A 13764-nucleotide genomic window follows, 5' to 3' on the forward strand; every position below is an offset into this window, starting at 1 on the left:
TTAAGATTCTACTAAATTTAAATTTATTTGAGCTTGAAACGGCTTAAGAGTAGGGTGAGTATTGTGCTTTTGTGTAAAAATTACTCCTATTTTATCTTCTCAACTGCATCTTTTGCAGCACTTATTCGCTCGCTCTCGTCTAGCTCACGCACAAAGCCATCTTTTACCAAGATGATCCTAGTTGCTACATCAAAATAGCTATCATCGTGGCTAACAGCGATTATGCTTATGCCCTTACTTTGTAAAAACGGTAAAATTTCTTTATAAAATTTTCGCTTAAAGAGCGGATCTTGATCGGCCGCCCATTCATCTAGGATAAGGATAGAGCGGTGCTCTAATATGGCTATTAGTAGGCTTAGACGCTTTCGCTGACCGGTTGAGAGTTGCGTGGTACTAAGCTTATTATCTATGACACTTACTTTTTTGTCGATCTCAAGTAAGGCTAAAAGCTCGTCTATTTCGCTTTGGCTAGCAAAGCCATTATGAGAGAGCGTTTGCGAAAATAGATAAAAATCAGCAAAAATAGCGCTAATCTTTGCCTGGTAGCTTTGTAAATTTCTTTCATCTATCTTTGTGCTATCAAGGTAAATTTCGCCACTACTTGGGCGCATAAGGCCACAAAGTAAATTTATAAGCGTACTTTTGCCACTGCCATTTTTACCGATAATAAATGTTATCTCACTGCGTTTGATCTCTAAATTTACATCTTTTAGGCTAAATCTGCCGTGAGTGTAGTTGAAATTTATATCTTTTAGCTTTATGTTTTGCCAATTATCGCTTAGGCTATCGTCAAATTTAAAGCCTTCCTTAAATTTATTTAGATTTAAACTCACGATCTTTTCTAAACTTACTTTTGCGCTAAGTGCGGCTGGTATGGAGCCAACCATACTCATAAATGAGCCTCTTAAAAATAGTATCGTTAAGCTAATGCTTAGTGCCGTTTGCAGGCTCGCCCAGTCAAATGCCACGCACAAAAATACACAAAGTCCAACTGAGCCAAGCAGCATAATGTTTGTAAAATTATCGCTTAATGCGTGATAAATATCGGCCTTTACCATATTTTGACGTTTTTTATCGCCTGTAAAATTTAACTCATCAAAGCAGACACTTGCCCTTGCTCTATTTAAACTAAGCTCTCTATGCCCCTCTACGATATCGTCGTAGTGCTTTTGTAATGCGTCATCTTGAACTCTAGAATGCTTAAAATAAAGATGAATTTTTTTCATAAAAAGTGTATTTATAAAAAGAGTCGCACCGATCCAAATGGATAAAAAGATAAAAATTTTTGGAGCGATTACACAAAGATAGATGCTCGCACAGATGATGAAAACTAGGCTTTGTATAAAACCAGTAGCACTCATAAAAGCAAATGTGATCGTTTTTATGTCATTGTTTAGACTAGCTATGATCTTTGCCTTACCGATCTCATTTACCACGCTATTTGGCGTATCTAAAATTTGCTTTACACTTTGATATCTTAGCTCGTAGATAAATTTATGCCCAAAATTTGTAAGCGATATATTTGCGGCGATGGCGCTTATAAAAAATAAAAGTAAGACTGCTATAAATTTAATTGCAAGAATCGGGTCAAATTCCTTTAAGCTTACAAGCTCATTATTTATAAATGAAAGAGTCCAGACGCCAAACCCGCTAAATACGAGTGCTAATAACACTATTTTAGAAATTTGATAGATATTTTTTTTAATTAAATTTGCAAGCATTACATCGCAGCTCGCGGCTGAATGATATTTGGCTCATACTTTTGTTCAGTATTTTCGCTCATTATGTGAAGCACCTTGCTTCTTTTTATCTTAGCGTCATCTTTAAATATCGCACGCACTTTGTCCATGCCAGCATAAAAATCACGCATAAGCACGATGCAGATATATTTGCCAAAAAATGTCGGCTTAATAATGCCATTTTCTTCATATACCGCATTTACAAGCTTAAGCAAGCTAAGCTCCATAAATAAGGCTTTGTTAATGTTTGTGTTATTTTCATCGTTATATCTTTTAATATCAACTCCGCCATCAAAAAGCCTTGTTAAAAACGTGTATTTAAGTCGCTCTTTCTTGCTAAAGCCACATTTTGCAATGACTGGACTTTGCCTATTTTTTATCCTTTTGCCGTATTCAAGTAGATTAAACGCGTTTATTACAAGCTCACCGTTAAGAAAGCTAAATGCTCCGCTACCAACGCCAAGATACTCTAAATTTGAGCCAACATATTCGTCGCGAAGGTCAGCACTTTTTTCGTTTGAAAATGCCCAGGCGTTGCTCTGCTTGTATCCGCTCTTAGCAAATTCGCTCACGATGATCTCATAAAATTCACGCTCATTATCTACGTTTGAAACACCAAGTGAGCGAGCTATATTCTCTCTTGTTAGCTCTGATTTCATAAGTGGATAGAAGGTGATTTGTTGTGGAGAGATGGATTTTGCAGTATTTATGTCGTTTATGAGCTGCTCTTTTGTTTGATTTGGCAGGTTAAAGATGAGATCCAGGCTAATGACTGGGATCTTCCCAAGAGCGAGCTCAAGCTTTCTTTTTATCTCCTTGGCTGAGCCAAATTTTTCGTATCTGCCAACTCTTTTTAACGTTTCATCATCAAAGCTTTGTACGCCAACGCTTAGTCGATCAATTAATCCATCAAATCTAGATAAACTCTCGGGTGAGATGTGATTTGGATCGCTTTCTGCTGAAATTTCATCTATACTAAAAAGCTCTTTTGCAAGCTTAAGTGTCTTCTCAAGCTCTGGCTCATTTATAAGCGTCGTGCCACCACCAACATAAAGTGAATCAAAGTCAAATCCAGCCTCTTTAACCTGCCTCATCTCCTCACGTAAATTTTCAAAGTAAATTTTTGCAAGTTCTTGCTCATAGTGGTACTTATGAAACGAGCAATATGGGCAGAATGTGTGACAAAATGGTACATGTGCGTAGAGCATATACTTTTTGTCTTTTTTGGGAGTTTTGGTGTAGGTTGTAGTTAAAATGTCTATATTAAATTCATTATATAGTGATCTTTGAATAGAATTATGAGCGTAATTTACGGCAAAATTCTCGACAAAATTTTTAAAGATCATAACTAATCACCTTAAATAAGTTTGGTTTTAAATTGATGTGTTAGGATAGCTAACTTTTAATAAATTTAGCCTTGTGTTAAAGAAATTTTTAGCTTAGCCAGATAAATTTGGCCTATAAATTTTAATTTTTTGAATCCGCAAATTTCACGTATTGATCAAATTTTAATCCCAAAGCTTAAGGAAGTTGCTCCTTGGCCCTTGAGATAATTTTGCTTGCATCAAGCTCAAATCTTATTTCCTGATCTTTTCCATAGCCAATTGTTTCCAAATAATAAAATTTACCAAGCGTTGATAGGGCTTTGATGTTATAAAGCTTTATAGTGCCACTTATCTTATTTTCGTCATAATAAGTTTTGTGGCTACCGATGTTTGTGCTATTTTTGGAAATCTCGTCCGGAAAAGTACCTAGTGCGCTTTTTTCAACTACTATGTATTTGTAATTAATATTACCTATTTCAAGCCAGCCTGCTATCGAATTCGCAAATAATAGAAAAGAATATATTGGTACACATATTATCATGCTAACAAACAACCATTTATACCCTTTGTTGTTATAAATATCTTTTGCTATATATAAAGATATAGGTAGTGCTAAAATACACCCCATTATTAAAAATGCAAAAAGAACTAGTTTGGTGAATTCAATAGTGGTAGTATTATAATAGACAACACACGAAAGCAAAAGAGTAACTATTAATAACAAAACAAATACTATCATTTCTTTTTTATTACGTTTATCAAAAAAGACTATACAATCTATATATGAAACACAAGCAATAAAGGAAACAACCAATGAAATTACATAATCTTTACCAATAAACAATAGTGACAACATGAAAACTAGCACTAAAAGAATAAAGACAGATACTATAAATGGCATGCAGAATTTGTCATTATGATAGCCAGGAAAAAAAATAGTAGGCATTATAAACAACAAAGAAATAAGAAACGATACGAAGAATATTAATCCACCGAAATAAAATATATCGGAACCACTTATCGCCGGAAAATATCCAACATTATAAAAATATATAAAATAACAAATTATACTAACGGCAGATAGTGCCATAGGATAAAATTTTAAAATAATATCTATGTTTATATTATCTACTAATTCTTGTTTGTTTTTTTGTTCCATAAAGTGTCCTAAAAATTCAGATATCTAAATAACTCAAACTTTACCAAATTTAACTATCCAAGCACCTTCGCGATTTCGCTCCAGCCCAAATTCTCAGCAAAATCAGCCGCTGTTTTGCCACTTTTTGTGCGGGCGTTTTTATCAGCGCCGTTTTCTAGCAAAAAATTTACAAGATTTAAATTTCCAGCGATCGCCTCGTTGTGAAGTTGCGTATAGCCAAACTCATCAGCGTCTGTGACCATATTTGGGTGCTCTTTTATATATTGCTTTACTTGCTCATACGTATTTTTGCTCATTGGATGCTCTATCAAATTTTCAGGGTGCTCTTTTTGCTCGTAAACTACCAAAATATCGTTAAAATCGCCAAAATCAAGCCCCCACTCTTTATCGTGCTCTTTTAGCTCTTTCTTTTGCATGCGTGAGCGCATCGCCTGCACGCTAAATCCGCCGTATGCGCGTCCATCTATCGAAAAGAGCCAGTCACTCATCTCGTCTATCTTTGCGCTTATTTGGTCGCCTAATTTCACGTTTTGCACGCTATCAGGCTCATTTATGAGCGTACCATATATCGTTTCGCCGTCAAATTCCACATCGTCTATCCACATGTGCTCGCCAACTTCTTCGCCATTTACGACATCTAAAAAGCAAATTTTTACCATCGCATAGTCAAGTGCTGGTACGATCCTGCGGCGCTCCCAGTAGACCTCACGCCAAAAATATCTAAAGCTCTCTCTGGCCTGCTCAAACGCACGCTGCATATAGTCTTCGTCGCTACTTACAAAATAGATCGGCATTTGCTTGCCAAGATCGATTTGTTTACCGAGAATTTTCTTAAAAAAGCTCATTTTTTTGTCCTTTTTTAATTTTAGATAGATCAAATTTGAATACAAAATGATAAGGTAAATTTCACTCATAAATTCGACAAATTTTAAATACAAAAATCATGCGAAATTTCTCAAATTTAGCCCAAAATCCTACAAAATTTTAAATATAAAAGTCACGCAACCATTTCGCAAAATTAGGCGAGGCGATTTCAAAAATTTAGCCTACCAATTTCAAATTTAAACAAAAATGTCGTGAGATGGATTTAAATGTTGCGACGAAAAAATAAGCGTGCGCTAGGCATACAGCCTGCGGAGTGAAAATTTTTCTAGCTCATTTAAAGGCACTCACGAGAGGCCGTTATTTTAGGTTTTTAAAGCTTATTGGAAGTTCTAAATTTAGCCCCCTCACCAGCTTTATACACTCCTGCAGATCGTCTATGCTTTTGCTTGTTACTCTGATCTCTTCGCCCCTGATCTGCGCGCTCACCTTGATCTTTGAGTCTTTGATTGCTTTAGTAATCTTTTTTGAGTTTTCAGCGTCAAGTGTGTCGTTTAGTTTTAGCGTCGCTTTTAAATTTCCACCGCTTGCTGGCTCTCTTTTTGTCTCTGTGATCGCCACTGGTGGGATGTTGCGCTTGATGAGCTTTGAGATCACGATGTCTTCTAGCGCGTCTATCTTGTTGTCGCTTGAGCTAAGAAGCGTGATAAATTTCTCCTTTTCATTTAGCTCGACCTCGGCCGCAAGTCCTTTAAAGTCATACCTCGCAGCAATCTCTTTTTTCGCCGTCTCAAGAGCGTTTTTAACCTCCATCATATCGACCTCAGCACTTATATCAAAACTATGCTCAGTTGCCATTTTTATCCTTTCAAATTTATTTAAATAGCCCTTTGATCTTCTCAAAAAGCGACTTTTTGCCAGTCTCTTCTTGATTTATGGCCTCGTCAATCTGCTGCACTGCGGTCTGTGCGTAGATGATAGCGCCCTTTGGATCGCAGTTAAAGAGGTTTGAATATGAGCTTGATTTGTTTAGATCAAGTGGATTTGGCTCCACGACCTCTGTGGCCTCAAGCAAGCCTGTTTCTAGCTCGCATGCGTAGTTTAGAGCATCTAAAAATGTAGGTAAATTTTGCGCGTAAAAGCCATCAATCGCCCCTTTTATCTCGCCATCTGCCTCATAGTCAGCCTTTAGTTTAGCTACGTTTTTAGCGCTCACATAAGCGCCACAACAGTAGTTTTCGGTGATCTCATTATAAATTTCGCCACTAAATTTATCCAAAAACTTACTTGGTAAAATTTCTCGCCAGTTACTAATGTAGTTTTTAAATTTCTCATTTTGCTGTGCCAAAGAGCTTAGCGCTGTGCCCCGAGTGTAGAAATACTTTCTAAAAAATCCTTGTGTGACGGCGATACAAAAGCCGTGAGTTTTGTTAAAAATTTCATCGTCTTTATACTGCAACGCAGCGCTTAGTGTATCTTTGTACTTTTGTGTGTAAAATTCCTCTACGCCAGCTTTGCTAGCAAGCGCTAAAACCTCGTCAAATTTACCAGCCCTTACAAGCTCAAGTGCCTCAAAATACCACTTTGAAATTTCATCTTCGCTAATGGCGTGATAGCTTATATCATAGCCCATTACTTGCTCTCATTGATGAAATTTTCAATGTTTGCGACGATCTTTGTGATGAGTGTCTTTCTAGCCTCCAAGCTGCCCCATGCTACGTGCGGAGTGATGAGTAGATTTTCTTTATTCTTTACATTTAAAAATAGGCTATTTTCGCTCATTGGCTCGCTTTCTAAAACGTCCGTACCAAAGCGTAAATTTCTCTCATCTATCGCCCTTGCCATCGCCGCTTCATCCACTATGCCGCCACGTCCTAAATTTAGCACTATCGCCTCATCTTTTAGCAAATTTATCTCGTTTGCGCCTAGTAAATTTCTAGTCTTTTCATTTAGCGGTGCGTGTATGCTGATGATGTTACTGCTCCTTAGTAGCTCGTCTAAGCTTTTTTGCTTAAATTCGCTATTTTTATTTGCTCCGCTTGTTGAGTAGTAGCTCACGTTTGCACCAAATGCACGCGCCACTGCCGCCACGCTGTGCCCTATCTCGCCAAGTCCGATGATGCCAAATTCTTTGCCAGCGATCTCGCTGATATCTGCACCAAGATAGGTAAAAATTTCACTCTTCACCCACTCGCCACTTTTTACGTATTCATCATAAAATTTGATGCGATTTGTTAGCTCAAAAAGTAAGGCAAATGTGTGCTGCACTACGCTTGCGGTTGAGTAGCCAGCAACGTTTTTAACAGCTATATTTTTAACTTTTGCATGCTCTAGATCGACATTATTCATCCCAGTTGCGCTTATGCAGATAAGCTTTAAATTTGTCGCGTCCATTACGGCTTTGTTGATGACGACCTTGTTTGTGATGACGACATCAACGCCCTTTAGACGGGGCACGACCTCATCGCTTTTGGTTTTTTGGTAGCTGATAAACTCGCCAAATTTCTTAAAAACACTAAGATCTACGTTTTCTCCCAGCGTGGCCGCGTCTAAACAAACGATCTTCATCTTTAGTCCTTAATGAAATGTCCTACAAATTTAGAGTAGTTATCTAAAATTTTACCGCCCTTTCTATATCCAAGTGCGCACGCTTCATAAGCGTAAAATACGCCAGCTTGGTAGCTCTCGCCTCTCTCATCTTGATTAAACTCGTAAAATTCTTGATAGATGGCTTTGTTTGAGTCGTATTCGCCGTCATTACTTGCTATTTGTGCGCCGTTTTCATCGTGTATTGAGACGTTTGCGCCTTCTCTGCCAAATACCGGCTTTTTCACATATTTTTTGCCTTTTAGCGGCTCATTTGAGGTTTCAAGCAAGAGCGGATGATTAGGATATAGATCCCAAAGGATTTTTAAAATCCCCTTGCTTTGGAAAAGCAGCGTGTAGGCTGGATTTATGATGATAGCTTTTTGGTTTTTGATGATGTTTGAGAGTATGAGAGCCAGCTCGCCCTCATCGATCGCTATGCTCTCCCAAGGGACAAGCTTAAACCAGTACTCGAAATTTTCATCGCCTTTAAAAATGCCCTCGTCATCATTGAAAACGACCTCGTCAACGTAGGCAAAGTCTGTTTCAAAGCCAGCCTCTTTTGCGATGTATTGTAGTAATTTTACGGTTTGCTCATCCTCGATACTACCAGCGATAGAGCTAAAGAGTATCCCCCAACCCTCGTAAACATCCTCAAAATTTACATTATCGTCGCCAAGAGTGATAAGGCGTTTAAAATTTTGCTTTAGAGCTTCGTAAAGGTTATTAAATTGCTCTGCTTCGTCCATGTGATTTAGCTTTAGCATCGCCCACTGAATGATCGCCGTCTCAAAGACTGCCGTTGGCGTATCGGCGTTAAATTCAATCAGTTTTATCGGCTTGCCATCAAGTCCGCCTGCTAGATCAAATCTGCCGTAAAGGTGCCAGTGAACGTCATTTTCCCAGCTATTTTTGATGATATCTACTAGGTTAAATGGTATGCCTATTTCGTGAAAAAGGTTGTTGTCAATGACGTACTGAGCGGCATTTACATACATATCGTATAGCTCATTTGCTGCTTCACAATAAGCATCTGCCTCGCTTGCTTTTACCTGCACGATCTCATCTGCGATATATGAGCTGTTATCGTTATCTGTATGCCATGCAAAGCCGATTTTCTCCATAAATTCGTTATTTAATGGCGTGATTTTTTTTAAATTTATCATTTTTCAGCCTCCAAAGCTTGATGAGCTAGAGCTTGATTTTGATCCACCACCGAAAAATCCACTCTTGCCACCACTACTTCTTGCGGCAGAATTTGCCGCTTTTTGCTTATTAAAGCTATCAACGCTTCTTGTGTATGCGCTTGGATTTTTGTAAGAATTTTGACGAGTAGCTTGGAAATTTTGATTTCCAAAAAGCTTGCTACCTATCCAGCTACCAAGTATCGCTCCAGCAGCAGAGGCAAGTATCGTCTCACCAAGGCTTAGACCGCCGCTACTTAGCTGTGCGTCGCTCGTTTTTGTTAAATTTGAAGTGCCATTGTCAATATTTGCATTTGCTTGAGCTAGGAGCTTATCGATCTCGTCTTTGCTTAGCACACGCTCAGTACCGTTTATGTCTTTTAGTACAACTCTAGTTTCAGTACTTGGATACTCTTCTAAAATTTTATAAACTCCAGGCGCGCTCTCTTCGATGATGACAAAGGCACCATTTTTTTGTGCAACCTCATTTAGTGCGTTTTCATCACCGCCATTGTCACTGCCGCAACCAGCAAGACCTGCCATAACGATCGCACCAAATCCGCCCACCGCAGCATAAGTAGCTATTTTTTTAATGTGTTTCATATCTCTCCTATCAACTCTTTTAAATTTTTATGTTTTCTAACAAGTATCACGCCTCTTTTAAATTTTATAAATTTGGAGTGGTGTATGTTTTTTATTATCTTTTCACTGACCTTTTTTGTAGCTTTTGGCTTTAAATTTAGCTCCTTTAAGTACTCGCTTAAATTTATCCATTTTGATTCATTTTCTATTTCGGCCTCTATCGCTTCATTATTTGGTATATCGTCGTTTTTTTGTGCTAAAAGTGGCCTTTGCATAGCATTTAGAAACTGCATGAGCTTTTCATCTCTATCTTTATAAATTTGCAAAATTTCATTTTTTCGCTCGATTAGCATCTGCTCCTTTTCTTTAAAAAGCCTATCTTTATCAGCCTGTAAGTTTAAATTTAAGCTCTTTAACTCGCTTAACTCATTTAGCAAATAATTTACAAACTCATCATTTTGGGATTTGGTTTTTATGCTTTTTGGAGTAGATTTTGTGGCCTTTTCGCTACTTGGTTTCTCATCAAGGATGACAAATTTTGTACCATTTTCAATGACTGTATTTATCGAACCACGGCGGATTCTATTATAGACTGCCTCTTTTGTTATGCCTAAAATTTCTGCAGCTTCATTTATAGCTAGCTTTTGCATCGAATTTCCGTTTAAAATAAAATAAAAAATTTGCTTTGATTATAAAAAAATAAGGCTAAAAGAAGAGTTAAACAAAGAGAGCAAAGCCCTCTTTGTCTTGGTTTTAGAGTCTTGACTCGTAGCGTCTAAGCATATAAAGACGTTTAAGCATTTTCTTGCGAGCAGCAATTTTTTGTTTCTTGCGGATCTCAGTTTTAGGCTCAAAGAAGCGTCTAGCTCTTGCTTCAGTTACTACTAAGTTACGGTCAGTTTGTTTTTTAAACTTTCTGTAACCCTCGTCAAATGACTCGTTAGGATGTACCTTAATACCAGGCAACGTCCTCACCACCTTTCAGATTAAAATAAGCCGTGAGTATAGTTTAATTTTCATAAATTTAAGCTTTTAACTATTTTTTTTTAAAACTCTTTTAATGCCATAAGCTTTATAATCATAAAATTTCAAAAAAGGCTTATTATGTCAAAGGATTTTCATCTTAGCTATGCCAAGAGGCGTTACATTTTTTTTGCCTGTATTACGCTATTTGTCTTTGTTTTGCCATTTATCAGAGTAAATGATGCGCAGTTATTTTTGCTAAGTTTTGATAAAAGTAGAGTTGATCTCTTTTTTACAAAATTTGATATGCAAGAGCTTTATTTGTTGCCATTTTTATTTATTATTTTGTTCTTAAGCATATTTTTTCTAACGACACTTGCAGGGCGCGTTTGGTGCGGTTGGAGCTGTCCGCAAACTATTTTTAGAACGATATTTCGTGATCTTTTGCAAACTAAAATTTTAAAGATCAGAAAAAATATCCAAAATAAGCAAAATGAGCCAAAAGGACAAATTTTAAAGCGTGCTTTAGCAGTTGGAATTTGGTGTATTTTAGCTCTTATTATTTCGGCAAATTTTTTATGGTATTTTGTGCCACCGCTTGATTTTTTTGCTTATTTAAAAGAGCCAAGCGAACATGGAGTTTTGCTTGCATTTTGGCTTGTTATCGCTATTTGGTTAGTTTATGATGTCATCATTTTAAAAGAAAATTTTTGCATTTATGTCTGTCCTTACGCTAGGGTGCAATCAGTGATGTTTGATAACGATACGATCCAAGTTATTTACAATCAAAAAAGAGGCGGCGTAATCTATAACGGAAAAGAGAAATTTAAAAAGCCAAAAGAAGAGGGCGCGCTGTGTACTGGCTGCGAGGCGTGCGTAAGAGTATGTCCAACGCACATTGATATAAGAAAAGGTATGCAGCTTGAATGTATAAATTGTCTAGAGTGTAGCGATGCTTGCGCTAAAGTGATGAAGCATTTTGATGAAAGTTCACTTATTGAGTGGAGAAGTATAAACTCTATAAAAGAGCAAAAAAGAGTCAAAATTTTACGCTTTAGAACGGTTGCTTATCTTGTCATTTTGGGCATTGTTTTGACAGCTGGAGTATTGATGAGTGGCAAAAAAGAAAGTATGCTTTTAAACATAAATAGAACAAGTGAGCTTTATAAAATTTTAGGCGAAAATGAAGTTGAAAATTCTTACGTATTTTTGGTGCAGAACACACAAAATAAAGAGCACGCATTTTACTTTGAAGTAGATGATAAGAATATAGAAATTTCTCGTCCAAATAAGCCATTTATATTAAAAGCTGGCGCAAAACAACGAGTCATTGTCACGCTAAAATCAAAAAATGAAAATTTAAGCGATAAAGATCTTTTAAAACATATAAATATAAAAGCCTATGCTACCGATGAGCCAGCTATCAGCGTGCAAAGGCAAAGTACTTTTATCTATCCTAAAAGATGATAAAATGGCAAAAATTTAACAGGAAGCAAGATGGCAATCTCAGAAAAGGGTAAAAAAAGATACGAACTTATCGTAAAAAACAGCACTTGAGCTATTTTTAGAAAAAGGATACGAAAAGACAAGCTTAAGCGACATTGTAGCGATAAGTGGCGGATCGCTTTCTAGCATTTATACATTTTTTGAGAACAAAGAGGGGCTTTTTGAGGCGATCGTTGAGCAAGAGATAGATAGCCTTATAAAAGAGATCGATGAGAAAATAGATCTTAAAATTTCCCACAGCTTGGAGGAATTTTTAACCAAATTTGCAACCATAATATTTTCTATTACTTGCAGTAAAAGGCATATCTCTCTTGGTAGGATAATGATGAGCGAGGGTTCTAAAAATGGTGGCAAACTTGGTAAGACGTTTTTGGATCAAATCTTAAAAAAGATCGATCTTGTGCTTATAAATTTCTTTGAAAGAGACGAAGTAAAAGCCAAGCTTGACTCAAAATTTTCAGCCAAATTTGCTACAAAGTACTTTATACAAAGTGTGATAGGAGCTTATTACTACGATTCGCTTTTGATAAATGAAGAACCAAAGCTTAGTGAAAAAGAGCGTAAAAAGCATGTTGGCTTGTGTGTTGAGTTGTTTTTAAATGGAATTAGTAAAAAATAAAATTGACTTTTTATTTGTTTTCTAATAGAATCGAGAACTTTAAATTTTTGTAACAATTATTACAAAAACTAAATATGATATTAAAATTTAAAATTAAGAGGGGTTTTTATGTTGAAATTTAAAAGTTTTCTTGTGCTTTCAGCTGCCGTTTTTTTATTTTCTGGGTGCTTTGAGAGTGGCGATAAAAAGGCTGCTGCAGGTCGCCAGATGCCACTATCTCACGTGGATATTTTTACCGCACAAAAAACAGACATGCCTATTAGTTTTGATTACACCGCAACGGTTACAAGTAGTCAAGATGTTATTATCTATCCAAAAGTTGGCGGAACTATCATAAAGCAGTTTTTCAAGCCAGGAAGTAAAGTAAAAGCGGGCGATAAGTTATTTTTGATAGATCCAGAAAAATATCAAGCTAGCTTTGACTCACTTGATGCCTCTGTTGGAGTAGCAAATGCAAATTTAAAAAATGCCGAGACCGAGTTTAAAAGAATTTCTGCCCTTTATAAGAAAAATGCAGTTTCTCAAAAAGACTATGACGCAGCAGTTGCAGCCTATGATATTGCAAATGCGAATTTAGTAAGCGCAAAAGCAAATTTAAAAAATGCGAAAATCGATCTAGGATACACGACTATTACAGCGCCATTTGACGGCGTAGTGGGTGATAACCAAGTAGATGTTGGCTCGCTTGTCGTAGCAAACCAAACAAAACTTGTAAGGCTTACAAAAATAAATCCTATTGAAGCAGAATTTTATATCGCTGATGTGGATAATCTAACTAGAAAGACAAATTTGGATAACGGCTCATGGCAGCAGCTAAATAGTGACGCTGTGTTAAGTGTCAATGGCGAAAATTTTAATGGTAAAGTAAATTTTATAGATAACGTCGTAAATACTGCAACTGGTAGCGTTTTGGCAAAGGCTAGTTTTGATAATAGTGAAGGTAAAATTTTACCAGGTGCGTTTGGTCATATAAAGATGAGCGGCTTTGTTCAAAAAAATGCCTTTAACATCCCGCAAGTTGCCCTTCAGCAAAGCACTACAAACACTTATGTTTTAGTCGTAAAAGATGGCCAAGTAAGCCAAAAAAATGTAAAAACAGGATATCAAACAAAAAATATGGTAGCAGTCACTGAAGGCCTTGAAGATGGTGATAAGATAATCGTTAATAATTTCCTTAAAATTGGAGTTGGTGCACCAGTTGAAACTGATAAAGACCTAAGTACGGAATTTATAAACGGCAAAGATGCAAACGCTACAAGTAGCAAGTAAAGGCAGATAG

At 36.7% G+C, this 13764-nt stretch carries 14 protein-coding genes; 3 read left to right on the forward strand and 11 right to left on the reverse strand.

What is annotated here, in order from left to right; all coding sequences use genetic code 11:
* Nucleotides 1-86: 86 nt before the first annotated feature.
* From CCON33237_RS01110 to rpsU, 11 genes are all read right to left on the reverse strand, one after another.
* Nucleotides 87-1721 (reverse strand): cyclic peptide export ABC transporter, encoded by a 1635-nt coding sequence (locus tag CCON33237_RS01110; RefSeq protein WP_054196027.1) that lies wholly within the window; start codon nt 1719-1721, stop codon nt 87-89.
* Entirely contained in the window at nt 1721-3085 is a 1365-nt protein-coding gene (locus CCON33237_RS01115; protein ID WP_054196028.1) for a coproporphyrinogen III oxidase family protein, read from the reverse strand. The genes CCON33237_RS01110 and CCON33237_RS01115 overlap by 1 nt, the downstream gene beginning before the upstream one ends.
* Nucleotides 3086-3260: 175 nt before the next feature.
* Nucleotides 3261-4223, reverse strand: coding sequence for a hypothetical protein (locus CCON33237_RS01120; protein ID WP_054196029.1), 963 nt, complete (start codon nt 4221-4223; stop codon nt 3261-3263).
* Between the two features lie 53 nt (nt 4224-4276).
* The gene (locus tag CCON33237_RS01125) at nt 4277-5068 is read right to left on the reverse strand and encodes a DUF2314 domain-containing protein (RefSeq protein WP_054197364.1); all 792 of its coding nucleotides are present in this window, start codon (nt 5066-5068) and stop codon (nt 4277-4279) included.
* 337 nt (nt 5069-5405) lie between these two features.
* Complete coding sequence (locus CCON33237_RS01130; protein ID WP_054196030.1) at nt 5406-5903, reverse strand: YajQ family cyclic di-GMP-binding protein; 498 nt, start codon at nt 5901-5903, stop codon at nt 5406-5408.
* 16 nt (nt 5904-5919) lie between these two features.
* The gene (locus CCON33237_RS01135) at nt 5920-6678 is read right to left on the reverse strand and encodes a hypothetical protein (RefSeq protein ID WP_054196031.1); all 759 of its coding nucleotides are present in this window, start codon (nt 6676-6678) and stop codon (nt 5920-5922) included.
* Nucleotides 6678-7613 (reverse strand): D-2-hydroxyacid dehydrogenase, encoded by a 936-nt coding sequence (locus CCON33237_RS01140; RefSeq protein ID WP_054196032.1) that lies wholly within the window; start codon nt 7611-7613, stop codon nt 6678-6680. Before CCON33237_RS01140 ends, CCON33237_RS01135 begins: the two co-directional genes overlap by 1 nt.
* Nucleotides 7614-7615: 2 nt before the next feature.
* A complete protein-coding gene (locus CCON33237_RS01145; RefSeq protein ID WP_054196033.1) occupies nt 7616-8797 on the reverse strand; it encodes a glutathionylspermidine synthase family protein in 1182 nt (393 codons plus the stop codon).
* Between the two features lie 3 nt (nt 8798-8800).
* Entirely contained in the window at nt 8801-9418 is a 618-nt protein-coding gene (locus tag CCON33237_RS01150; protein WP_054196034.1) for a UPF0323 family lipoprotein, read from the reverse strand.
* On the reverse strand, nt 9415-10047 hold the full coding sequence (locus CCON33237_RS01155) for a hypothetical protein (protein ID WP_054196035.1): 633 nt from the start codon (nt 10045-10047) through the stop codon (nt 9415-9417). Before CCON33237_RS01155 ends, CCON33237_RS01150 begins: the two co-directional genes overlap by 4 nt.
* A 103-nt stretch (nt 10048-10150) precedes the next feature.
* Complete coding sequence (rpsU, locus tag CCON33237_RS01160; RefSeq protein ID WP_009294994.1) at nt 10151-10363, reverse strand: 30S ribosomal protein S21; 213 nt, start codon at nt 10361-10363, stop codon at nt 10151-10153.
* Between the two features lie 138 nt (nt 10364-10501).
* On the opposite strand from rpsU, the gene ccoG reads away from it, so the two are divergent.
* From ccoG to CCON33237_RS01175, 3 genes are all read left to right on the forward strand, one after another.
* Nucleotides 10502-11827 carry a cytochrome c oxidase accessory protein CcoG gene (gene ccoG / locus CCON33237_RS01165; protein ID WP_054196036.1) on the forward strand — a complete coding sequence of 442 codons (1326 nt, stop codon included), beginning with the start codon at nt 10502-10504 and terminating at the stop codon, nt 11825-11827.
* 133 nt (nt 11828-11960) lie between these two features.
* Nucleotides 11961-12485 (forward strand): TetR/AcrR family transcriptional regulator C-terminal domain-containing protein, encoded by a 525-nt coding sequence (locus CCON33237_RS01170; protein WP_236842023.1) that lies wholly within the window; start codon nt 11961-11963, stop codon nt 12483-12485.
* Between the two features lie 108 nt (nt 12486-12593).
* Nucleotides 12594-13754 carry an efflux RND transporter periplasmic adaptor subunit gene (locus CCON33237_RS01175; RefSeq protein WP_054196037.1) on the forward strand — a complete coding sequence of 387 codons (1161 nt, stop codon included), beginning with the start codon at nt 12594-12596 and terminating at the stop codon, nt 13752-13754.
* Nucleotides 13755-13764 lie beyond the last annotated feature (10 nt).

Source organism: Campylobacter concisus, from assembly GCF_001298465.1.
In the GTDB taxonomy this organism is placed as follows: Bacteria; Campylobacterota; Campylobacteria; order Campylobacterales; family Campylobacteraceae; genus Campylobacter_A; species Campylobacter_A concisus.